The organism is Marinococcus sp. PL1-022 (assembly GCF_033845285.1).
Taxonomy (GTDB): domain Bacteria; phylum Bacillota; class Bacilli; order Bacillales; family Marinococcaceae; genus Marinococcus.
Genome location: NZ_JAWXCX010000001.1, coordinates 1,051,823 through 1,073,822 on the forward strand (window position 1 = coordinate 1,051,823; position 22,000 = coordinate 1,073,822).

A 22,000-nucleotide genomic window follows, 5' to 3' on the forward strand; every position below is an offset into this window, starting at 1 on the left:
AGCTGTATCTCTGTGTAAAAAGGAGAGGAGAAGATGAGTTTGCGTTCGAAGTTCCGGCGTTTTTTTGAAATGGACGACGATGTGGTCGAACAGGAAGTCCCTCTTTCTGAAGAAGAACAGTACGCCCAGTATGAAAACAGGCAGGGGACATCTCCAAGCAATGTGGTGAGCCTGCAGAGTGTGCAGAAGTCCTCGAAGGTGATGCTTCTGGAGCCGCGCAGCTACGAAGAAGTGCAGGATATCGCCGATCACCTGTGCAGCCGAAAAGCAGTGATCATTAATCTGCAGCGGGTGCCGAAGGAGCAGGGGCGTCGTATCGTAGATTTTTTAAGCGGCACGGTCTATGCCATCGGCGGAGACATTCAGAAGGTCGGCAGTCAGATCTTTTTCTGCGCGCCCGATAATGTGGATATTTCAGGGGCCATTACAGATATTTTATCAGAACGGGATGAACACTATTAAAAAGAAAGGAGAGAGATTATGCAGCTTATAGGTTCCTTGCTGATTAGTTTAATCAGTCTTTACCGGATTGTGTTAATTGTATATATCCTCATGTCGTGGTTCCCAAACGCGAGAGAATCTACAATCGGCCAGTTTATCGGTTCGATCTGTGAACCATATTTGGAGCCGTTCCGCCGCTTTATTCCGCCACTCGGCCCGCTTGATATATCGCCAATCGTGGCAATCATTGTGCTCTTTTTTGCAGAATCAGGCATCCGGGCGCTGTTTTTCAATGCCGGTGCATTGTTTTAATTGAGGTGAATAAAACATGAACATGCTCGAACACTTCCGGCCGGAGGAAAGAGCCTGGGTGGAACAGGCGTCAGACTGGAAAGAAGCAGTCGAAACAAACTTCGAAAGACGGCTGACCGATTTTCTCGATCCGCGGGAGCGGGATATTCTAGCGTCGGTCATCGGAAAAGACGAAACCGTTCACTATGCTTTTGCCGGGGGGAGCGATGATGCTGAACGAAAACGGGCGTTAATTTATCCGTTTTACGAACAGCCGGAGCTGGAGGATTTTCAGCTCATATTGTTTGAAATCTCCTATCCGCAGAAATTTGCTTCTCTTGAACACAAGGATGTTCTCGGGGCTTTGATGGGCATTGGATTAAAACGGGAGAAATTCGGTGATATCCTGGAGGGGGAAGGCTGCTTTCAATTCGTAGCAGCTGCTGAAGTCCGCAGCTATATCGAGCTGAATCTTCCAAAAATTGCCAATGTATCGGTGGCGCCTGTGGAAAAACCATTTTCCGCTATGCTGCCGATAGAAGAACAGTGGGTGGAACGTGAAACCACCGTTTCTTCGCTTCGGCTCGATACCTTTATGGCAGAAGCATACCGGCTTTCAAGAAGCAAAACGCTTCCATTCATAGAAAAGGCCAAGGTGCGCGTGAACTGGAAAAAGGTGGACCAGTCCTCTTATATGCTGCGCCCCGGGGATTACGTTTCGGTACGCGGGCTTGGCCGCTCTAAATTGATGGAGGTGCTGGGACGCACGAAAAAGGATAAGCAGCGGATTGTGTACGGAATTAAAGAACAAAAAAGAAAAAAATAACCTTTTTGGTTTTGAAGGAAGGAACTGCCTTTTTCGCCGCGAATGTAGAAAGAGGCAGCAGGCTTTCGGGCCAGTATACATACTTGAACAGTAGAAAGGGTGAAAGATTTTGCCTTTAACACCACTGGATATTCATAATAAGGAATTCACAAGAGGATTCCGGGGATACGACGAAGATGAAGTAAACGATTTTCTAAAGCAGCTGATTAAGGATTTTGAAGATGTGATTCGTGAACGCGACGAGCTGTACGATCGCACAAAAGAGCTCGAAGACCGCATCAATCATTTCTCAAGCATTGAAGAGACGCTGAATAAGTCGATCTATGTAGCCCAGGAATCGGCAGAAGAGGTGCGGAAAAATGCCCAGAAGGAAGGACAGCTGAAGGTGCAGGAAGCGGAGAAAAATGCGGACCGCATTATTAACGAAGCCCTAAACAAATCACGACGGATTGAGCTTGAAATTGAAGAACTGAAAAAGCAGGCTTCTGTTTACCAGACCAAGTTCAAAATGCTGCTCGAAGCACAAATGGAAATGCTTCATTCGGATGAATGGCAGAATCTTGCCGAAGAGGAACCGGCTGAGGCAAACGTTTATGCCGGCGACGGCGAACGCCTTGACTAACACCGGTAACTAGATTATACTTTTGCATTATCATATTCGATAAACGTTGAAGGGGAGAAGGCAGTAATGCACCGGTCTCAGCGATCTGCGGTTGGTGTAAGCGCAGAACCAGGACATTTTTGTTATCACCCTGGAGTTCCTTAACTGAACAAAGCAGTAAGTTAAGGCGGCTTAAAAAAAGCCGTTATTGCCAATGAAGAGACGAGAAGGGGGCCGTATAGCCTCCTGCGCTCATCAGGGTGGTACCGCGAGTCATTCTCGCCCCTATGCTATGCACAGGGGGCTTGGAATGGCTCTTTTTATTGTAAAAAAAGAGGAGGATGCGGAAATGAGTTATAAAGAATCGCTGTTAATGCCGAAAACCAAATTTCCAATGCGCGGCAATCTGCCAAATAAAGAACCGGAACGCCAGAAAACATGGAACGAGCAGGACATTTATGAGCAGGTGCAGGCCCGCACAGAAGGGCGCCCGCTGTTTGTGCTGCACGACGGGCCTCCCTATGCTAACGGGGACATCCATATGGGGCATGCGCTGAATAAAGTGCTGAAGGACTTTATTGTCCGCTATAAATCGATGACAGGCTACCATGCACCGTACGTTCCGGGCTGGGACGTTCACGGGCTTCCGATTGAAACGGCGCTTACGAAAAATAAAAAAGTGGACCGGAAAAAAATGACAACAGCTGAATTCCGTGCCGCGTGTGAAGAATATGCGGAGAAACAAATTGACCGGCAGCGGGAGCAGTTTAAACGCCTCGGGGTCAGAGGGGATTGGGAAAGCCCGTATGTGACGATGAATCATGAGTACGAAGCCCAGCAGATCCAGGTTTTCGGGGAAATGGCCAAGCGCGGCCATATTTATAAAGGCAAAAAGCCGGTCTACTGGTCCCCGTCCTCGGAATCGGCCCTGGCAGAAGCAGAAATCGAATACCACGATATGCGCTCTCCGTCGATTTATGTGTCGTTTGCGGTTAAAGAAGGAAAAAATGTTCTCGAAGGCGATGAGAAGTTTATCATCTGGACAACGACCCCTTGGACGATTCCGGCAAACCTGGCAATCACTGTTCATCCGGAGCTTGACTACGTTGTCGTGCAGGTGAACGGAGAAAAGTACGTCGTTGCTGAAGGGCTGCTCGAGGAGCTCGAACAAAGGCTGGAGTGGGACGGCTATGAAATCACAAAGCGTATGAAGGGGCGTGACCTTGAATACGTGATGGCTGAGCACCCTATTTATGGCCGGGATTCGCTCGTCATTCTCGGGGAACACGTGACGCTCGATGCTGGTACCGGCTGCGTGCACACAGCGCCCGGCCACGGGGAAGAAGACTTTGTGGTAGGACAGCAGTACGGTCTGGAAACACTCTGTCCTGTAGATGACAAAGGGGTATTTACCGACGAAGCCCCGGGCTTTGAAGGACTGTTTTACGATAAGGCAAATAAATCAATCACGGATAAACTCGATCAGCTCGGGGCGCTCCTGCAGCTGAACTTCTTCAGTCACTCGTATCCGCATGACTGGAGAACGAAAAAGCCGGTCATTTACCGGGCGACCGATCAGTGGTTTGCATCGATCGAAAACATCCGGGGCGAGCTTCTGGATGAAATCAGCCAGGTGACATGGACTCCGGCCTGGGGAGAAACGCGCCTGTACAACATGGTGCGCGACCGGGGCGACTGGTGCATTTCGAGACAGCGTGCATGGGGCGTGCCGATTCCGGTCTTTTATGCAGAGGACGGCGAAGCGCTCATTAACGATGAGACTATTCAGCACGTTTCCGAACTGTTCCGCAGCCACGGCTCCAACGTATGGTTTGAGTGGGACACAGCCGATCTGCTTCCGGACGGGTTTACGTCGGAACACAGCCCGAACGGCACCTTTACGAGAGAAATGGATATTATGGACGTGTGGTTTGACAGCGGATCGTCCCATCAGTCAGTGCTTGAGGCGTCTCCGCTTCTGCAGCGTCCGGCTGATATGTATCTTGAAGGCTCCGACCAGTACCGCGGCTGGTTTAACTCTTCTCTTACAACGAGTGTCGCGGTTACCGGCAAGGCACCGTACCGCTCTGTACTGAGCCACGGCTTTACGATGGACGGAGAAGGCAAAAAAATGAGCAAGTCGCTCGGAAATACCATTTCGCCAAACGACATCACAAAGCAGCTCGGTGCGGATATTCTCCGGCTCTGGGTCTCGAGTGTCGACTACCAGGCGGATCACCGGCTCTCAGACAACATTTTAAAGCAAATAGCAGAAGCGTACCGCAAGATCCGTAACACGTTCCGGTTCATGCTCGGAAACCTGAGCGACTTTGAGCCGGAGAAGCACCGGGTCGCGCCGTCGGACTGGAGCGAGCTTGATCAGTATATGCATCTGCGCCTGCAGGATTTAATCGCAAAAATCCGTGCCGGATATGAAGAGTATCAGTTCGTGAATGTCTATCAGACGTTCCATAATTTCTGCACCGTGGATCTGAGCTCGTTTTACCTTGATATTGCCAAGGATACACTCTATGTGGAGCATGAAGATGACGTCCGCCGCCGGGCTGTGCAGACAGTGCTTTATGACACGTTAACAGCTCTCGTGCAGATGATCGCCCCGATCATTCCGCATACGGCCGAGGAGGTGTGGGAGTTTATCCCTCACACAGAGGCTGAAAGCGTACAGCTGACGGATATGCCGCAGGCGGACCGTTCGACGGAGGATGAAGAGCTCCGCCGGAAGTGGGACCGTCTTATGGACGTCCGGGACGATGTATTAAAGGCGCTGGAGACAGCGAGAGGAGAAAAAGTGATTGGCAAGTCGCTCGAAGCCTCGGTTGATATTTATGCCGACGGCGAAGTGAGAGATATGCTTCAGAGCGTAACCCGCTTAAAGACGCTGTTTATTGTGTCAAAGGCAGAGGTTGCCGGATCAGCGTCTGAGGCCCCGGCAGAAGCCGCGAAGCTTGATGAAGTAAGCGTCGTTGTAAAGGCAGCGGAAGGTGAACGCTGCGAACGCTGCTGGGAGGTTACCGACACAGTGGGAGAAGACCCGGCGTATCCGGATCTCTGCAGCCGCTGTGCTTCGGTCATGCATCAAAAAGAGAACGTCAATCAGTCATAGCACGTGCTGAGCCCCTTTACTGCAAGGGGGCTCTTTTTTATAAAAAGTAAAGGGCCGGAAGGATCGCCCTGAGCGCTGTTCGCCCCGGCGAATATATGCTAAAATGCTAAGGATGGAACGCACACCGCAAGAGAGGATGACAGAGTCCGTATGAAAATTATTAAGTGGCATTACCTGCTGGCTGCGCTGATTATTATTTTCGATCAGGTAACCAAATACATAGTAGCTGCCTCCATGCGTATTGGAGAAAGCATTGAAGTTATCCCGTCTTTTTTATACCTGACCTCTCACCGGAACGCAGGAGCGGCCTTTGGCATACTGCAGGGCCAGCGCTGGTTTTTCTTAATCATTACGGTTGCCGTAATAGCGGTAGTGGTGTATTACATGCAGAAGTATGGTACGCTCTCATTTACTTTTGGAATTCCATTGGCTCTTGTGCTTGGAGGAGCCGTTGGAAATTTCATTGACCGTATGCTGTTCGGTGAAGTCGTCGACTTTGTTGATGTCTACCTGCTTGCCTACAATTTTCCTATTTTCAACGTCGCAGACGCTGCTCTGACGGTAGGTGTAGTCTGGCTGATTATCGGTATGTTTTTAGATGAAAGATCACGAAAGAAGGAAGAAGCGCATGAATCCACGAATTATTGACGAAGAAGAGCAGGGAATAAGAATTGACCGTCTGATGACAGATGAACTCGAAGAATCACGTTCGGTCGTGCAGCAATGGGTAAAAGACGGCTGGATCACGGTTAACGGGGGCCGCGTGAAAAATAATTACAAGCTCCAGGCCGCCGACCGGGTCGATGTCACTATACCTGAAGATAATCATGAAGAAATGACGCCGGAAGAAATGGATCTTGATGTACGATACGAGGATGACGACGTAGTGGTGATTTACAAACCACGGGGGATGGTCGTGCATCCGGCGCCGGGACATACCCGTGGAACACTGATGAACGGGCTCCTGCACCGCTATCCGGCATGGCAGCACCATCCCGAAGCCCGGGCAGGACTGATTCACCGACTGGATAAGGATACGTCCGGCCTGCTGATAGCAGCAAAGCATCCTAAGGCTTATGAGCAGCTGTCCGCTCAAATGAAGGACCGGAAAATTGAGCGGAAATATAAAGCAATTGTGCACGGAGAGGTGCCGCACGAAACGGGGAAAATTGATATGCCGATTGGCCGTGATCCTCATGACCGTCAGAAAATGGCGGCAGTGCGGGAAAACTCCAAGCCGGCGGTCACTCATTTTCAGGTGCTGCAGTGGTGGCACAAATATACGTTTGTGGAGTGTGAACTCGAAACCGGCCGGATGCATCAGATCCGTGTGCATTTTGCACAGATTGGCCATCCGGTGGCCGCTGATCCGAAATACGGACGCCGGAAGACTCTCTCTCTTCCGGGCCAGGCGCTGCATGCGTACCGCCTCCGGTTTGAGCACCCTGTGAGTGGAGAGTGGATCGAGGTGGAGGCTGAGCTGCCGGAGGAGATGCAGGCCGCTATTGATGAACTTAACAAAACTAGTTGACCGCACAGAAAAAGACTGTCATACTACGTAATAACGAAAAAAACGAATGCCTTTTTAACACAGTCCCGTGAGGCTGAGAAGAGGTTGTGTCTGAGCGCAGAAGGACCCAGGGCGGCGTATGTGTAAATACCCGGCCTGCGGATGAATGTGCCCGGAGCCGCAAGCTCTCATCCTTACGGGATGGGGGCTTTTTTGATGAAATAAAGGAGGATGATGCAGTTGGAACGGGTGCTTTTGGATGAACAGGCAATCCGGAGAGCTCTGACAAGGGTGTCACACGAAATTATTGAACGAAATAAAGGCGTGGAAGACTGCGTTCTGGTCGGCATCAAAACGCGCGGCATTTACATTGCCAACCGGCTCGCGGAAAATATCAAACGGATTGAAGGAAACGACATTCCGATTGGCGAAGTGGACATTACGATGTACCGTGATGATTTATCCCATAACAATAACAGCCAGGAGCCGGAGCTGCACGGGGCTGTACTTCCAGGAGACATCACCGGAAAAACAGTAATTCTGGTGGACGACGTGCTATACACTGGACGGACGGTGCGGGCAGCCATGGACGCCATGATGGACAGCGGCCGGCCGGCACAGATTCAGCTGGCCGTGCTCGTGGACCGGGGCCACCGGGAGCTTCCCGTGCGGCCGGACTACATCGGCAAAAACGTACCGACCTCCCGCGAGGAAATCATCGCTGTCAATATGGCAGAAGAAGACGGCGAAGATCAGGTAAGTATTCATTCTGCGTAATAAGAGTTCTCTTTAATTTGAACCAGAGAGTTCAAAAAGGGATGAGACGAAAGCGTTTCTTCCCTCCATGCCAATATTAATGGAGGTTTATCATGAAAAATAACGACGATATCCATATCCAGACCCGCCCGGCTCCCGCTACCTGGCTGATTTTGAGCCTGCAGCACCTGTTCGCCATGTTCGGATCTACAATACTCGTGCCGGCGCTCACCGGGCTCAGTCCGGCCGTAGCCCTTGTTTCCAGCGGTCTTGGAACACTTGCGTATCTGGCAATCACCAAAGGACAGATACCGGCTTACCTCGGGTCATCATTTGCTTTTATTTTCCCGATCATTGCCGCGTTATCCATCGGGGGTCCGGGGGGCGTCATGCTCGGCTCGCTCGCTGCGGGGCTTGTTTACGGCATTACGGCACTGATTATCCGTAAAGCCGGGGTAGGCTGGCTGATGAACATTCTGCCGCCGGTAGTAGTCGGTCCGGTCATTATGGTCATCGGGCTCGGTCTTGCGACGACAGCGATCGAAATGTCGATGAACTACAATGCAGACACCGGAAACTACAATGAACCAATGCGCCATATGAGCGTAGCCGCCGTAACACTTGCGATTGTCATCGTCGCTTCCGTGTTTTTCCGCGGCTTCTTCCGCATCATTCCCGTGCTGTTCGGCATCATCGGCGGATACCTGACGGCGCTTGCTGCCGGTATGGTAAATACAGGTGCCATCGGAGAGGCTTCCTGGATTCAGGTGCCGGATTTCTCCGTACCGTTTGCCACGTACAGTCCGGATTGGAGCTGGAGCGTTATCGCGATCATGGCGCCAATTGCGTTGGTGACCATCGCTGAACATATCGGCGATCAGCTTGTATTAAGCAAAGTAGCGGAAAAAAACTTTCTGAAGTCCCCGGGGCTGCACCGTTCCATCATGGGCGACGGGGTGGCAACCATGTTTGCCGCAGTGCTCGGCGGGCCGCCGAACACGACGTACGGGGAAAACATCGGAGTGCTTGCCATCACCCGTGTATTCAGCGTGTATGTGATCGGCGGAGCGGCCGTACTTGCCATCAGCTTTGGATTTATCGGAAAGGTGGAGGCCTTTATCGCAAGCATTCCCGGAGCGGTAATGGGCGGGGTTTCGATTCTGCTGTTTGGCATCATTGCCTCGAACGGACTCCGTATGCTGATTGACAACAACATTGACCTCGGCATAAAGCGGAACCTGATCATCAGCTCCGTGATTCTGGTGACCGGAATCGGGGGTGCGTTCATTGAAGTCGGGGAATACTTTGAAGTTTCAAGCATGGCGCTTGCTACAGTCATCGGTATGGTGCTGCACGCAGTACTGCCGGGGAAGGAAGATTCCTACGGCAACCGGTCGATGTTTGAATCCGTCAGTCCATCTACATCAAAAAATAAGGCAGCTTGATCATCCTTTAAGGAAGTACAGAGAGACATCCAAGGTTGAACGGCATGGAAACACTTCCGTCAGCAGACTATCCTGCGCGGGGCGTTTCTTCATACCCGTAAACCTGGAGTCTTTCCGACTCCGGGTTTTTTATATAGGATCGAGGCGCTTAAAAAGGAGCGGAAAAGATGATGAGTATAAAATCTTCAAGAACAGCATCAGTCCAGCATGTGCTGACAATGGAAGAATGGGATGTGCGGCAGATTCATGAACTGCTGGCGAAGGCCAACGCCTTCGCAGAGACGGACCGGGAACGGAAAAGCCTGCCCTTGTACGCAGCGAACTTATTTTTTGAGCCGAGCACCCGGACCAAGCTCAGCTTTGAAGCGGCCGAACAGAATCTCGGTCTCGGGATCCTCCATTTCGATGCTGCCACCTCAAGCGTAAAAAAGGGAGAGAGCCTGTACGATACGGTGCGCACGCTCGAAAGCATCGGCGCGGATGTAGTTGTTATCCGTCACGAGCAGGAGCGGTACTTTGATGAACTGCGGGACTTTATCAACATTCCCATCATTAACGGCGGGGATGGCTGCGGGCATCACCCCACCCAGTCTTTTCTGGATTTAATGACCATCCAGCAGGAGTTTGGACGGTTTGCCGGGGTGAAGGTCGTCATTGCCGGCGATATCCGGCACAGCCGGGTCGCCCGTTCAAACGTGGAGGTATTGGAGCGTCTCGGAGCGAAGGTATACGTATCGGGACCAAGAGAATGGATGGATGAAGCCATGAGCAGCCGTTTTATTCCGATGGATGAAGCGGTAGAGGTGGCGGACGTCATGATGATGCTCCGCATTCAGCATGAACGGCATACTGTACAGCTGATAGCCGGCCCGAACGATTATCACGAAGCATACGGACTCACAATAGAACGGGCGCAGCGCATGAAGGACAAAAGCATTATTATGCACCCTGCCCCAATCAACCGGGGTGTGGAAATCGCGGACTCGCTCGTGGAGGGCAGCCGCTCAAGAATCTTTAAGCAGATGACAAATGGTGTGTTTATTCGTATGGCTGTGCTTGATCACGTATTAAGACAGGCTAAAGGAGGAGATTGGAAATGAACGGATGGATTATCAATGCGCAGGTGTTTACCTCCGGGGAAATCATTGGACCGAAGGATGTACTGATTGAAAACGGGCGTATCCAGGACATAGGCCGGGCGCCGGAGGGAGCTGAAGTGGTGCTCGATGCAAAAGGGCGGCTGCTCAGCCCGGGTCTGGTCGATGTGCATGTGCATCTTCGTGAGCCGGGAGGCGAGCATAAAGAAACGATCTATTCAGGTACAAAGGCGGCGGCCAAAGGCGGATTCACCACCGTTTGTCCGATGCCAAATACGCATCCGGTACCGGACTCCGCAGGAAAGCTTGATCTGCTATATGAACGCATCGAAGCGACGGCTGTTGTGCGTGTTCTTCCCTACGCCTCGATTACGGAAAAACAGCAGGGAACCGGACGTACGAACATGAAAGCACTGAAAGAGCACGGGGCCTTTGCTTTTACAGATGACGGAGTGGGCGTTCAGGACGCCTCTGTCATGTACGAAGCCATGATGGAAGCAGCAGCGGTCGATATGCCGGTGGTGGCGCACTGTGAAGAAAATACGCTCGTATACGGCGGCAGCGTGCACGCCGGCAGGTTTGCGGAAAAGAACGGACTAAAGGGCATACCGGCGGTAGCTGAATCGGTTCATATCGCCCGCGATATTCTGCTTGCTGAAGCGGCCGGCTGCCATTATCACGTGTGTCACGTGAGCACGAAGGAATCCGTGCGGCTGATCCGCGATGCCAAGCGTGCCGGCATCCATGTAACAGCTGAAGTGACGCCGCATCATCTGCTGCTGAGCGAAGACGACATACCTGAGGTGGACACGAACTATAAAATGAATCCGCCGCTGCGGTCCCGCGGTGACCGGCAGGCACTGCTTGAAGCCTGGCTCGAGGGCACCATTGATTTTATAGCGACCGACCATGCGCCTCACGCGGCGGAAGAAAAAGCACGGCCTATCGGCGAAGCCCCGTTTGGAATTACGGGATTTGAAACGGCCTTTCCGCTTTTATATAACGAACTGGTTTTAAACGAAGTATGTACGCTGGAGTATCTGCTCGCCTCAATGACGGAGCGGCCGGCCCGGGTGTTCGGACTTGGTGCCGGGACGCTTGCCCCCGGTGCTGCTGCAGATCTGACGCTCATTGACCTCGAGCACGAAGAAGCAGTTGACCCAGCGCAGTTTGTGTCAAAAGGAAAAAACACGCCGTTTACCGGCTGGAAACTGAAAGGCTGGCCGGTACTCACGATCGTAGACGGACAGACAGTGTATGAAAAGGAAGAGGTGCAGCAATGAAGCGCAAATTAATACTGGAAAATGGAGCAGTTTTTCACGGAGAAGGCATTGGAAGCGAACGGGAAACGGTAGGGGAAGTCGTATTCAACACCGGCATGACCGGTTATCAGGAGATTTTATCCGATCCGTCCTACTGCGATCAGCTGGTGACGCTGACGTATCCGCTGATCGGCAACTACGGCATTAACCGGGATGACTTCGAAACGATGCACTCCTCTGCCGGTGGAGTGATCGTCAAGGAAGCGGCATCGCATCCAAGCAATTTCCGAAGCATTGGAACACTCAGCGAATGGCTGCATGAAAAAGATATTCCTGGTCTGTGCGGCATTGATACAAGACGTCTGACGAAAATGATCCGGACGGCCGGCACGCTGCGGGGCAGACTGTGCGCAGAAGAAGCGGAAGAAGAGGAAATCGTCCGGGAGCTGCAGCAGTGGCTCGACCCCCGGGACCAGGTGTCCAGGGTCAGTACGAAAAATGCCTACCACGCACCGGGCAACGGCAAACGGGTCGTTTTGATGGATTACGGGGCCAAGCATGGTATCACCCGGAATCTGCTCAGCCGCGGCTGCGATGTGTTTGTGCTTCCATACAACGCCACGGCGAAGGAAGTGCTCGCCCTGAACCCGGACGGAGTAATGCTAAGTAACGGCCCCGGGGACCCTGAAGACGTACCGGAGGCCGTGGAGACGCTGCGTGGTTTGATCGGTGAAGTGCCGGTGTTTGGGATATGTCTCGGCCATCAGCTGCTGAGTCTAGCCTGCGGGGCCACCTCGTCGAAGCTCAAATTCGGCCACCGCGGGGGGAACCATCCGGTCAAGCAGGTGAAAACCGGCCGGGTGGATATAACCTCCCAGAACCACGGCTATACCGTGGACCGGGATTCCCTGATGGGCACAGACCTTATACTGACACACGTCAACGTTAACGACGGCACGGTGGAAGGCGTCGAACACCGGGAGTATCCGGCCTTCAGTGTCCAGTACCATCCGGAGGCCTGCCCGGGACCGAGCGATGCCAACGACCTGTTCGACCAGTTTGTCCGCTTAATGAACCGCTACGAAAAAGTACCTACTCGAATGTAAAAGGGGAGTCACCATGCCAAAACGTACAGATATCCAAAAAATATTAGTGATTGGCTCTGGCCCTATCGTGATCGGCCAGGCTGCGGAGTTTGACTATGCAGGAACCCAGGCGTGCCAGGCGTTAAAGGAAGAAGGATACGAGGTCATTTTAATTAATTCCAACCCGGCAACCATCATGACAGACACCAACATTGCCGACCAGGTGTACATGGAGCCGCTGACGCTTGAGTTTGTTGACCGGGTGATACGCAAAGAACGTCCCGATGCCATCCTTCCTACTCTCGGCGGCCAAACCGGGCTGAATATGGCGATGGAGCTGCACCGCCACGGACTGCTCGAGCGGTATGATATTTCCCTTCTTGGCACCGAGCTGTCTGCAATCGAGCAGGCAGAGGACCGGGAGTCCTTCCGGAACCTGATGTACGAGCTGAATGAGCCGGTTCCGGAAAGCACCATCGTGCACAACCTGCAGGAAGCAGAGGCCTTTGTGGAGGAAATCGGCTATCCGGTTATCGTGCGGCCGGCCTATACACTTGGCGGCACCGGCGGCGGCCTGGTCGACAATCACGACGAGCTCGTGGAAATTGTCGGCTCCGGGCTCAAGTACAGCCCGGTGACCCAGTGCCTGCTTGAAAAAAGCATCGCAGGCTTTAAAGAGCTTGAATACGAGGTGATGCGCGACAGCTCCGGGCAGGCCATTGTTGTCTGTAACATGGAAAACATCGACGCGGTCGGTATTCATACCGGCGACTCAATCGTCACCGCCCCGAGCCAGACGCTTGCCGACCGGGAGTACCACATGCTCCGGGATTCGTCTTTGAAAATCATCCGCGCGCTTGAAATCGAAGGCGGATGCAACGTGCAGTTTGCCCTCTCTCCGGACAGCTTTGAATATTACATCATCGAGGTGAATCCGCGGGTGAGCCGTTCGTCGGCACTTGCGTCCAAAGCGACCGGCTACCCGATTGCCAAGCTGGCAGCAAAGATTGCGGCGGGCTATAAGCTCGATGAGTTAAAGAATCCGATTACAGGGACGACGTACGCAAGCTTTGAGCCGGCCCTTGATTATGTAGTAACGAAAATTCCCCGCTGGCCGTTTGACAAATTTGAAGCAGCGAACCGCCGGCTCGGTACGCAGATGAAGGCAACAGGAGAAGTGATGGCCATCGGACGCTCATTTGAAGAGTCCATTTTAAAAGGTATCCGGTCGCTTGAACTCGGACGGGCTTTTCTGACGCATCCGGACTACGCCGAGGATTCTGAAGACAAGCTCATAGACAAGCTTATTCGTGCGGATGATGAGCGGCTGTTTTATATCGGGGAGGCGCTGAAGCGGGGCTACTCGCTTGAACAGCTGCACAGCTGGACAAAAATTGATTTGTTTTTCCTCGAAAAATTTGCCGGCATTGTCAAAGTGGCCGAGATGGCACGTGCGTATCCAAATGACGAAGAGATTCTCCGGGTGGCCAAGACGACGGGAATCGCCGACGAAACGCTCGCAGCCTACTGGAATACAACAGAGAAAAAGGTGCGCAGCCAGCGCCTCGATCTGGGTATTACGCCCGTGTATAAAATGGTCGACACGTGTGCGGCGGAATTCGAATCCGAAACGCCGTATTACTACTCCTCCTATGAGGAAGAAAACGAAAGCAGCAAAACGGGGCGTCCGTCTGTTATCGTTCTCGGCTCCGGCCCGATCCGTATCGGACAGGGCGTGGAATTTGACTACGCGACGGTGCATACCGTCTGGGCGCTCCAGGAAGCGGGATACGAAGCGATTATTATCAACAACAATCCGGAAACCGTGTCGACAGACTTCAGCGTCTCCGACAAGCTGTACTTTGAGCCGCTGACCGTAGAGGACGTGATGCACGTGGTCGATGTGGAACAGCCGGAGGGCGTTATCGTTCAGTTCGGCGGACAGACGGCGATTAACCTTGCGGATGGTCTCGCCGACCACGGCGTCAAGATTCTCGGCACTACACTCGAAGACATGGACCGGGCGGAGGACCGGGATAAATTTGAAGCAGCGCTGCAGTCGCTCAAAATCCCTCAGCCGCTCGGCCGTACAGCCGTCAGCACAGAAGAGGCACGAGTGGTGGCTGCTGATATCGGCTACCCAGTTCTGGTACGCCCGTCGTACGTTCTGGGCGGACGGGCAATGGAAATTGTCGGAAATGAAAAAGAACTGCTTAACTACATGGAACGGGCTGTACGCGTTAACCGCAAGCACCCGGTACTGATCGACCGTTATATGGTCGGAAAGGAAGTGGAGGTTGACGCAATTTCAGACGGTGAGACGGTGCTAATACCGGGAATCATGGAGCATATCGAACGCGCCGGCGTGCATTCAGGCGATTCGATTGCGGTCTATCCATCGCAGACGCTTTCGGAGCATACGAAACAAACGCTTGCAGAGCGGACGGTCGCTATCGGAAAAGGGCTGAATATTAAAGGACTGCTCAACATTCAGTTCGTCATACACGAAGACGAAGTGTATGTGCTTGAAGTGAATCCGCGAGCGAGCCGCACCCTGCCGTTTTTAAGTAAAATTACCGGGTGCCCGATCGCCAAGCTTGCCACCCGGGTGATGGTTGGCGAACCCCTGGCTTCGCTCGGGTACGAAAGCGGACTGCTGCCGGAGGCAGAAGGCGTTTCGGTCAAGGTGCCGGTCTTTTCCTTCGCCAAGCTCCGCCAGGTGGAAATATCGCTCGGCCCGGAAATGAAATCGACCGGAGAAGTGATGGGCCGGGATCAGACACTCGAGAAAGCCTTGTATAAAGGACTGATCGCTTCCGGGATGAAAATTCCAAATCACGGCACCGTGCTGTTTACTATCGCCGACGAATGGAAAAAGGAGGCGCTTGCGCTCGCCAGAAGGTTTCATGCAATCGGCTATGCGATTACAGCGACCCAGGGAACCGCAGCGTGGCTGAACAAGGAAGGCATACCGGCTTCGTCGGTGGCAAAAGTGGAGGAAGAGTCGCCAAACATTCTGGACTTTATCCGGGAAGGCAAAGCCCAGTTTGTGATCAATACTATGGAAAAACAGAAAAAAGCGGCGGCGGACGGCTTTCGGATCCGTCGGGAAGCGGTGGAAAATGAAGTAGTATGTCTCACCTCGCTCGACACAGCTGGAGCCCTGCTGAAGGTGCTTGAGATGATTACCTTTTCCACAGAAGCCATGCCGGCGATGAAAGAAGACCGTACAAATGAGGTGATGGCGTGATTCAAAAAGAATGGATGAGCGTCGTTTCTATTGACGAAATCGCAGCATCGATTTTTGAAGTCGTGCTCGAAGGCGATATGCCGGAGCGCATTCAGGCGCCAGGACAGTTCGTGCATGTGAAAACATCCCCGCACGTCGCCCCGCTCCTCCGCCGTCCGGTCAGTATTAGTGAATACTGGCCGGAACAGCGGCGAATGGCGCTTGTGTTCCGGGCCGAGGGCGAAGGCACAAGCCGGATGGCAGCCTGGCGTACAGGCGACGAAGTGGATGTGCTCGGGCCGCTCGGCAACGGATTTGATACGAGTGACGTGAGCGAAGGAGAAAAGGCGCTGATTGTCGGGGGCGGCGTCGGCGTCCCGCCGCTGCTCGGTCTCGCTAAGCAGCTGGAGGGCCAGGGTGTCCGTGTACAGACCGTGCTCGGGTTTGCCGATGCCTCCAGTGCTTTCTTTCAGGAAAGATTCAGCTCGCTCGGGGACTGTTTTGTGAGCACCATCGACGGGAGCGTCGGAGATACCGGATTTGTCACAGACGTGATTGACCAACGCGGGCTTTCCTACGACGCTATTTTTGCCTGCGGGCCGCTGCCGATGCTCCGGGCGCTTGACGGCTCCTATGCGACGGCGAAGGGAAAGCTTTCCCTTGAGGAGCGCATGGGCTGTGGCATCGGTGCCTGCTTTGCCTGTGTATGTCACACGACAGATGATCCGGACGGAACGGACTACCGGAAGGTCTGCAGCGACGGACCGGTCTTTCCGTGGGGAGAGGTGGTGCTGTCATGAAACTGCATGTGAGCCTGCCCGGACTTGAGATGAAAAACCCGGTTATGCCGGCAAGCGGATGCTTTGGCTTTGGAAAAGAGTTTGCCCAGCTGTATGACCTTAATGACCTTGGAGCTATTGCGATTAAAGCCACCACCGAAGAAGCGCGATTCGGGAATGAAACACCGCGGGTGGCAGAAACAGAAGCAGGCATGCTGAATGCCATCGGTCTGCAGAATCCGGGGCTTAAGGGAGTCACTGAACAGGAGCTTCCGTGGCTCCAGCAGTTAGATACACCGGTCCTTGCAAATGTCGCTGGGACGAAAATGGAAGATTATGAAGCGGTAGCCGCCGGGCTGTCGGAATCCGGAATGGCTGCGGCGCTGGAGCTCAATATTTCCTGCCCGAATGTTAAAGAGGGCGGCATTACGTTTGGGACCGATCCGAAGCTTGCGGCAGAGCTGACGAAAAGGGTGAAGCGTGTCTCTGAGGTTCCTGTGTATGTTAAGCTCTCTCCCAACGTGACGGATATTACCGAGATTGCCAGAGCGGTGGAACACGCAGGCGCGGACGGGCTCTCGCTGATTAATACATTATCGGGCATGAAAATCGATCCGCGGACGCGCAAGCCGCTGCTCGCCAATGAAATCGGCGGCCTTTCGGGACCCGCCATTAAGCCGGTGGCCATCCGGATGGTGTATCAGGTGCGGCAGGTGACGGATCTGCCTATTATCGGCATGGGCGGAATTATGGGCATGGAGGACGTGCTGGAGTTTATGATGGCCGGAGCCGATGCAGTGGCTGTCGGAACAGCAAACATCAGCAACCCGTTTGCCTGCCCGGAAATTATTCAGGAGCTGACAGACTGGGCCAGCACGGAGTCGGCCGCAGATTGGGCCGGCTGGAAGCAGGGCGGGGTGAAGGCATGAATGACCGTCCGCTGATTATCGCAATGGACGTGCCGGACAAATCAGAGGCGGATGCTCTGCTCGCTTCATTCGGGCAGAGGCCGCTGTTTTTAAAAGTCGGCATGGAATTATTTTATAAAGAAGGCCCGGCGCTTGTAGAGGAATGGAAAGCGAAGGGCCACCGGGTGTTTCTTGATTTGAAGCTGCATGATATCCCTAATACGGTTCAGCGGGCTGCAGCCCAGCTTGCCCGGCTGCATGTGGATCTTATCACGGTTCATGCCGCGGGTGGGGTCCGGATGATGGCGCGGGCTGTAGAAGGCTTGGAGCAGGGCACGCTGTCCGGTCAAAAGAGGCCTGCCTGTATAGCGGTCACTCAGCTGACAAGTACCTCGGTAACGATGCTGAACGAGGAGCTTGGCATCCCACTTTCGATGAATGAAGCAGTGACGGCTTACGCAGATCTTGCCGAACGGTCGGGGCAGGACGGCGTTGTCTGTGCGGCCGGGGAAGTACCTATCATTAAAAACGCCCGAAGCACCTCTTTTATGACCGTGACACCGGGAATTCGCGGCACTGGCGAAGAGGCGGGGGACCAGGCCCGGGTAGTGACCCCGGGTGCCGCGGCAGATCTCGGCAGTGACGCGATCGTCGTCGGCCGCAGCATTACAAAAGCTGCAGATCCGGCGTCGGCCTACGAACAAATGGAACAGGAATGGAGAATGCCCAATGCAGAATGAAGAACTTCTCAGCAGAGATCTGCTGACCATCGAAGCAGTGACCCTGCGACCGGATGAACCGTTTACCTGGTCTTCCGGTATCCGCTCCCCGATATACTGCGATAACCGGCTGACGCTTTCATATCCGGATGTACGGACCCGGGTGGCAGAAGGCCTGGCGGAGCTGATCCGGGTCAATTACCCTGAGGCTACGATTGTTGCCGGCACCGCGACGGCCGGTATCGCTCATGCGGCGCTTGCAGCAGACAGGCTCGGCCTGCCGATGTGCTATGTACGCGGATCCTCCAAATCCCACGGTAAAGGCAATCAAATAGAAGGGCGGGTCACGCCGGAGGATAAAGTCGTAATTGTTGAAGATTTAATCTCGACCGGCAAAAGCATGATAACGGTCCAACAGGCGCTTCTGGAAGCCGGAGCCGAGGTGCTCGGAGCCGCTGCGATTTTCACATATGAGCTCGAGGAAGCCGCAAGGCAGCTTAAAGAAGCACAGCTGCCGGCAAAAACACTGACCAACTACTCTGCGCTGATTCAGATTGCTGCTGAGGAAGGCTACGTGCAGGAAAAAGACATCGAGCGTCTGCAGGAATGGAAGCAGGCCCCGGCGTCCTGGGCGTAAATACGAATGAAAAAAAGCTCCTCCCGGACAGCTCAGCTGTACCGGAAGGAGCCGTTTTTTATTTTGCAGCAGTCTGGCCCTTGGCCCGGTTTTTCATTTCGAGAACGAGGCTTTCCTCCGGCGTGACAAACAGGGTGGACTGCTGATCATAGGTCACAAACCCGGGCTTGGCGCCGTTTGGTTTTCGTACGTGACGGATCAGAGTGTAGTCGACCGGCACAGAGGACGAGGAGCGCGCTTTGGAGAAATAGGCGGCAAGGACAGCCGCCTCCTTTAGCGTTTCCTCATCCACGTCTGTGGAGCGGATCACTACGTGGGAGCCGGGGATATCTTTAGTGTGCAGCCAGGTGTCCCCAACATTTGCCACCCGGTTGGTGACGTATTCGTTCTGCCGGTTGTTTTTACCTACGAGCAGAAGGATGCCGGCGGAGGAAACGTACTGTTCCACCTGCGGTTTCGTATTTTTCTTCTGCTTTTTCTTTTGCACACGTTTTTTCAGGTAACCGCCGTCCGACAATTCTTCACGAATGTCGTCAATGTCAGATGGAGCCGCCGTTTCGACCTGCTGAATCAGCCGGTCGAGGTAATCGATTTCGCGCCGGGTCAGCTTAATCTGTTTTTTGGCCTCGGAGAGCGAGGTTTTGGCTTTATTATACCGTTTAAAATAACGCTGGGCATTATCTGATGGTGACAGTTCAGGCTCAAGCTCAATGGTAAGCGTGCCGCCTTCGGGATCGTAATAATCCGTTACTTCTATTTCGTTTTCACCACCGCGGAGCTGGTGCATGTGCGCGGTTAACAGCTCTCCGTATTTCTGGTAGACGAGGCGGTTTTCAGCCTGCGTAATCGTCTGGCGCAGTTTTTTCAGCTTGCGCTCATTTTTTTCACGTTCGTTCTGGAGAAACCGTTCGAGGTCATGAGCCTGCTGGTGGACGCGGTCACGTTCGGCTTTGCCGTTATGATAGCGGTCGAGCATAGCGCTCACCGAGTCAAAGGTTTCTTTCGTACCATCTACATGAGTGAGGTCAATGGCACTGTAATATTCCTTGCTCGCCTCGGTGGTCACAATCTGCGGCTGGAAATTTCCAATTTTTACGTCGCTCATGAGCTCGGTAAACGTATCGGCGAGCTTTTGCAGCGAACCAAGACCGGCCCGGTGCGCGGTCTCTTTGGCACTCTGGGGAGAAATTCCTTCAAATGCCTGCATCAGCTGGCGGTCGAGCTTGCCCTGATTGGCGTCCAGTGCTCTCAGCACATCGCCGGCTTCGGCCTCGAGGGGGTTCGCCTTATGCTGGGAGGGTGGTTCAATATACGTCTGGCCGGGAAGAATCGTACGGACCGTATTCTGGGCCGGAGAAATATGCTTCATGCTGTCCAGGATGTGCGTGCGGTCCTCATTAAGGAGCACGACGTTACTATGCTTGCCCATGATTTCCATCACCAGTGTCCGTTCCGTAAGATCGCCGATTTCATCCTTGTTTTCAATGCGCAGCGAAACGATCCGCTCGAGTCCCTGCTGCGACACCTCCCGTACGAATCCGCCTTCGAGGTGCTTGCGCAGCAGCATGCAGAACATGGAGGGCTCCGGAGGATTCTGGTATTTTTCGTCTGTCAGATGCATTCTCGACAGGGAAGGGTTCACCGACAGCAGCAGCTGGTGGTTTTTGCGGTTTGCCCGCACTGTAATGACGAGGTCGGTTTTGTAGGGCTGGTGTATTTTTGTAATCCGGCCGCTTTGGAGCGTCTGCTGGACCTCCTGGACAACGGCCTGGGTCATGATTCCGTCAAAGCTCACGTTCGATCATCCTTTACTCGTGCAAGCAGGAGAAAACCTTCTGCTGCTTGCGTTCTGTACGGTGGATTATAGCATAATGTAAAGCACGCCGTCTTGTTTGCTGAATAAACTTTGGTTGTGGGCCGGAAAGATATTGTTTACAATATAGAGGTACATAATGTTCGGGCCTCGCTGCGAAGCATCGTTTGTGACGCTTGAAATAATCATGCTATACTGAAGCAGGAGAACAACTCGTCAAAAATCGCAGAAGAAACATACATGAACCATTTTTTCAGGCAGCAGCTAGAGGGATGGTCCGACCAGGAGGGGTAGTTTTGAGCATTAAGCTAATCAACATTGGATTTGGAAATATTGTGTCGGCAAACCGGATTATTTCTATTGTCAGCCCGGAATCAGCACCAATCAAACGGATTATTCAGGAAGCAAGAGACCGGAACATGCTGATCGATGCCACCTACGGCAGAAGGACGAGAGCGGTTATCATTGCAGACAGCGACCATGTGGTTCTTTCTGCAGTTCAGCCGGAAACAGTCGCCCAGCGGCTGCATACAAAAGACGATGATTCATCGGACGAATAAGATTGTGAAATGAGGCGTGTCAACCTATGAAAGATGATAAAGGGTTATTGATTGTTCTTTCCGGCCCGGCCGGTGTAGGGAAGGGTACAGTGTGCAAAGCGCTGCGTGAAGAGGATACCAACATCGAGTATTCCGTTTCCGCCACCACACGGGCTCCCCGTCCGGGAGAGGAGCACGGTGTAAATTATTTCTTTCATTCGAAGGAAGAGTTTGAAAAAATGATTGAGGAAGGACGGCTGCTTGAGTGGGCGCAGTATGTAGACAACTACTATGGGACTCCGCTTGATTACGTCGAGGAAACCATCGACCGCGGCAAGGATATTATTCTCGAGATTGAAGTGCAGGGCGCAGAAAAGGTGAAGGAGCGTTATCCGGAAGGAACATTTATTTTCTTAATGCCTCCGAGCCTCGCCGAGCTCCGCAGCAGGATTGTCGGACGCGGCACGGAAACATCCGAGTTGATTGACAAACGGATGACGGTGGCCAAAAATGAAATTGACATGATGCAGATGTATGATTATGTAGTGGAGAACGATGAGATTGAAAAAGCGGTCTCGCGCATCCGCTCTATTGTCACTGCAGAACACTGTAAGCAGGAACGCCTGATTGAAAAATATAAAGAATTAGCGGAGGTGGAATAATGGCTTCAAACAGAAACGACGAAGGAATGCTGTATCCGTCCATTGACCAGCTGCTCGGTCATATCAATTCCAAATATACGCTGGTATCCGTATCGGCACGGCGCGCGAGAGATCTCGAAGAAATCGACGGAGCACTTCCGATGATCGACAATGCAAAATCCGTGAAGGCAGTAGGCATTGCTCTCGAAGAAATCCAGGCCGGCGTGCTCAGCTACCGCCAGGGTGACTACAAAGAACATGACTACGAAGAATAACGGAAAATGAACGGGCACCAGA

General features: G+C 53.2%; 21 protein-coding genes and 1 other annotated feature. Of the genes, 20 read left to right on the forward strand and 1 reads right to left on the reverse strand.

Features of this window, described 5'->3' with window-relative positions; translation table 11 throughout:
* The first annotated feature begins 33 nt into the window (after positions 1–33).
* The 17 genes from SIC45_RS05350 (at position 34) to pyrE (ending at position 18,710) form a co-directional block, all read left to right on the forward strand.
* Positions 34–462 (forward strand): cell division protein SepF, encoded by a 429-nt coding sequence (locus SIC45_RS05350; protein ID WP_298784206.1) that lies wholly within the window; start codon positions 34–36, stop codon positions 460–462.
* Positions 463–480: 18 nt separating this feature from the next.
* Positions 481–753 (forward strand): YggT family protein, encoded by a 273-nt coding sequence (locus SIC45_RS05355; protein ID WP_298784208.1) that lies wholly within the window; start codon positions 481–483, stop codon positions 751–753.
* 16 nt (positions 754–769) lie between these two features.
* Positions 770–1,558, forward strand: a complete 789-nt coding sequence (locus SIC45_RS05360; RefSeq protein ID WP_319631332.1) for an RNA-binding protein — start codon at positions 770–772, stop codon at positions 1,556–1,558.
* A gap of 109 nt (positions 1,559–1,667) precedes the next feature.
* The gene (locus SIC45_RS05365; RefSeq protein WP_298784212.1) at positions 1,668–2,180 is read left to right on the forward strand and encodes a DivIVA domain-containing protein; all 513 of its coding nucleotides are present in this window, start codon (positions 1,668–1,670) and stop codon (positions 2,178–2,180) included.
* 37 nt (positions 2,181–2,217) lie between these two features.
* Positions 2,218–2,449: a binding site (T-box leader), on the forward strand.
* A gap of 59 nt (positions 2,450–2,508) precedes the next feature.
* The gene (gene ileS, locus SIC45_RS05370; RefSeq protein WP_319631333.1) at positions 2,509–5,283 is read left to right on the forward strand and encodes an isoleucine--tRNA ligase; all 2,775 of its coding nucleotides are present in this window, start codon (positions 2,509–2,511) and stop codon (positions 5,281–5,283) included.
* Between the two features lie 150 nt (positions 5,284–5,433).
* Positions 5,434–5,931 carry a signal peptidase II gene (lspA, locus tag SIC45_RS05375; RefSeq protein ID WP_319631334.1) on the forward strand — a complete coding sequence of 166 codons (498 nt, stop codon included), beginning with the start codon at positions 5,434–5,436 and terminating at the stop codon, positions 5,929–5,931.
* On the forward strand, positions 5,912–6,814 hold the full coding sequence (locus SIC45_RS05380) for an RluA family pseudouridine synthase (protein ID WP_319631335.1): 903 nt from the start codon (positions 5,912–5,914) through the stop codon (positions 6,812–6,814). The genes lspA and SIC45_RS05380 overlap by 20 nt, the downstream gene beginning before the upstream one ends.
* Before the next feature lie 213 nt (positions 6,815–7,027).
* Complete coding sequence (gene pyrR / locus SIC45_RS05385) at positions 7,028–7,570, forward strand: bifunctional pyr operon transcriptional regulator/uracil phosphoribosyltransferase PyrR (protein ID WP_319632931.1); 543 nt, start codon at positions 7,028–7,030, stop codon at positions 7,568–7,570.
* Between the two features lie 92 nt (positions 7,571–7,662).
* The gene (locus SIC45_RS05390; RefSeq protein ID WP_319631336.1) at positions 7,663–8,994 is read left to right on the forward strand and encodes a solute carrier family 23 protein; all 1,332 of its coding nucleotides are present in this window, start codon (positions 7,663–7,665) and stop codon (positions 8,992–8,994) included.
* A gap of 167 nt (positions 8,995–9,161) precedes the next feature.
* Positions 9,162–10,094 carry an aspartate carbamoyltransferase catalytic subunit gene (locus SIC45_RS05395; protein WP_319631337.1) on the forward strand — a complete coding sequence of 311 codons (933 nt, stop codon included), beginning with the start codon at positions 9,162–9,164 and terminating at the stop codon, positions 10,092–10,094.
* Positions 10,091–11,374: a dihydroorotase gene (locus SIC45_RS05400; protein ID WP_319631338.1), complete on the forward strand. Its 1,284-nt coding sequence runs from the start codon at positions 10,091–10,093 to the stop codon at positions 11,372–11,374. The genes SIC45_RS05395 and SIC45_RS05400 overlap by 4 nt, the downstream gene beginning before the upstream one ends.
* Positions 11,371–12,459 carry a carbamoyl phosphate synthase small subunit gene (locus SIC45_RS05405; RefSeq protein ID WP_319631339.1) on the forward strand — a complete coding sequence of 363 codons (1,089 nt, stop codon included), beginning with the start codon at positions 11,371–11,373 and terminating at the stop codon, positions 12,457–12,459. The genes SIC45_RS05400 and SIC45_RS05405 overlap by 4 nt, the downstream gene beginning before the upstream one ends.
* A 13-nt stretch (positions 12,460–12,472) precedes the next feature.
* The gene (gene carB, locus SIC45_RS05410) at positions 12,473–15,688 is read left to right on the forward strand and encodes a carbamoyl-phosphate synthase large subunit (RefSeq protein ID WP_319631340.1); all 3,216 of its coding nucleotides are present in this window, start codon (positions 12,473–12,475) and stop codon (positions 15,686–15,688) included.
* Positions 15,685–16,467, forward strand: coding sequence for a dihydroorotate dehydrogenase electron transfer subunit (locus SIC45_RS05415; protein ID WP_298784229.1), 783 nt, complete (start codon positions 15,685–15,687; stop codon positions 16,465–16,467). The genes carB and SIC45_RS05415 overlap by 4 nt, the downstream gene beginning before the upstream one ends.
* A complete protein-coding gene (locus SIC45_RS05420; RefSeq protein ID WP_413645499.1) occupies positions 16,464–17,375 on the forward strand; it encodes a dihydroorotate dehydrogenase in 912 nt (303 codons plus the stop codon). Before SIC45_RS05415 ends, SIC45_RS05420 begins: the two co-directional genes overlap by 4 nt.
* On the forward strand, positions 17,372–18,094 hold the full coding sequence (gene pyrF / locus SIC45_RS05425) for an orotidine-5'-phosphate decarboxylase (protein ID WP_319631341.1): 723 nt from the start codon (positions 17,372–17,374) through the stop codon (positions 18,092–18,094). Before SIC45_RS05420 ends, pyrF begins: the two co-directional genes overlap by 4 nt.
* Positions 18,084–18,710, forward strand: a complete 627-nt coding sequence (pyrE, locus tag SIC45_RS05430) for an orotate phosphoribosyltransferase (RefSeq protein WP_319631342.1) — start codon at positions 18,084–18,086, stop codon at positions 18,708–18,710. The genes pyrF and pyrE overlap by 11 nt, the downstream gene beginning before the upstream one ends.
* 58 nt (positions 18,711–18,768) lie before the next feature.
* On the opposite strand, the gene SIC45_RS05435 is transcribed toward pyrE, so the two are convergent.
* The gene (locus SIC45_RS05435; protein ID WP_319631343.1) at positions 18,769–20,505 is read right to left on the reverse strand and encodes an NFACT family protein; all 1,737 of its coding nucleotides are present in this window, start codon (positions 20,503–20,505) and stop codon (positions 18,769–18,771) included.
* A 314-nt stretch (positions 20,506–20,819) separates the two neighbouring features.
* Here SIC45_RS05435 and remA point away from each other — a divergent pair, with 314 nt between their 5' ends.
* The 3 genes from remA to rpoZ are packed head-to-tail and all read left to right on the forward strand — an operon-like array spanning position 20,820 to position 21,978.
* Positions 20,820–21,083, forward strand: coding sequence for an extracellular matrix/biofilm regulator RemA (remA, locus tag SIC45_RS05440; protein WP_022792719.1), 264 nt, complete (start codon positions 20,820–20,822; stop codon positions 21,081–21,083).
* Positions 21,084–21,109: 26 nt separating this feature from the next.
* Positions 21,110–21,724, forward strand: coding sequence for a guanylate kinase (gene gmk, locus SIC45_RS05445; protein ID WP_298784239.1), 615 nt, complete (start codon positions 21,110–21,112; stop codon positions 21,722–21,724).
* Positions 21,724–21,978 (forward strand): DNA-directed RNA polymerase subunit omega, encoded by a 255-nt coding sequence (gene rpoZ / locus SIC45_RS05450; protein WP_319631344.1) that lies wholly within the window; start codon positions 21,724–21,726, stop codon positions 21,976–21,978. Before gmk ends, rpoZ begins: the two co-directional genes overlap by 1 nt.
* Positions 21,979–22,000: the final 22 nt, after the last annotated feature.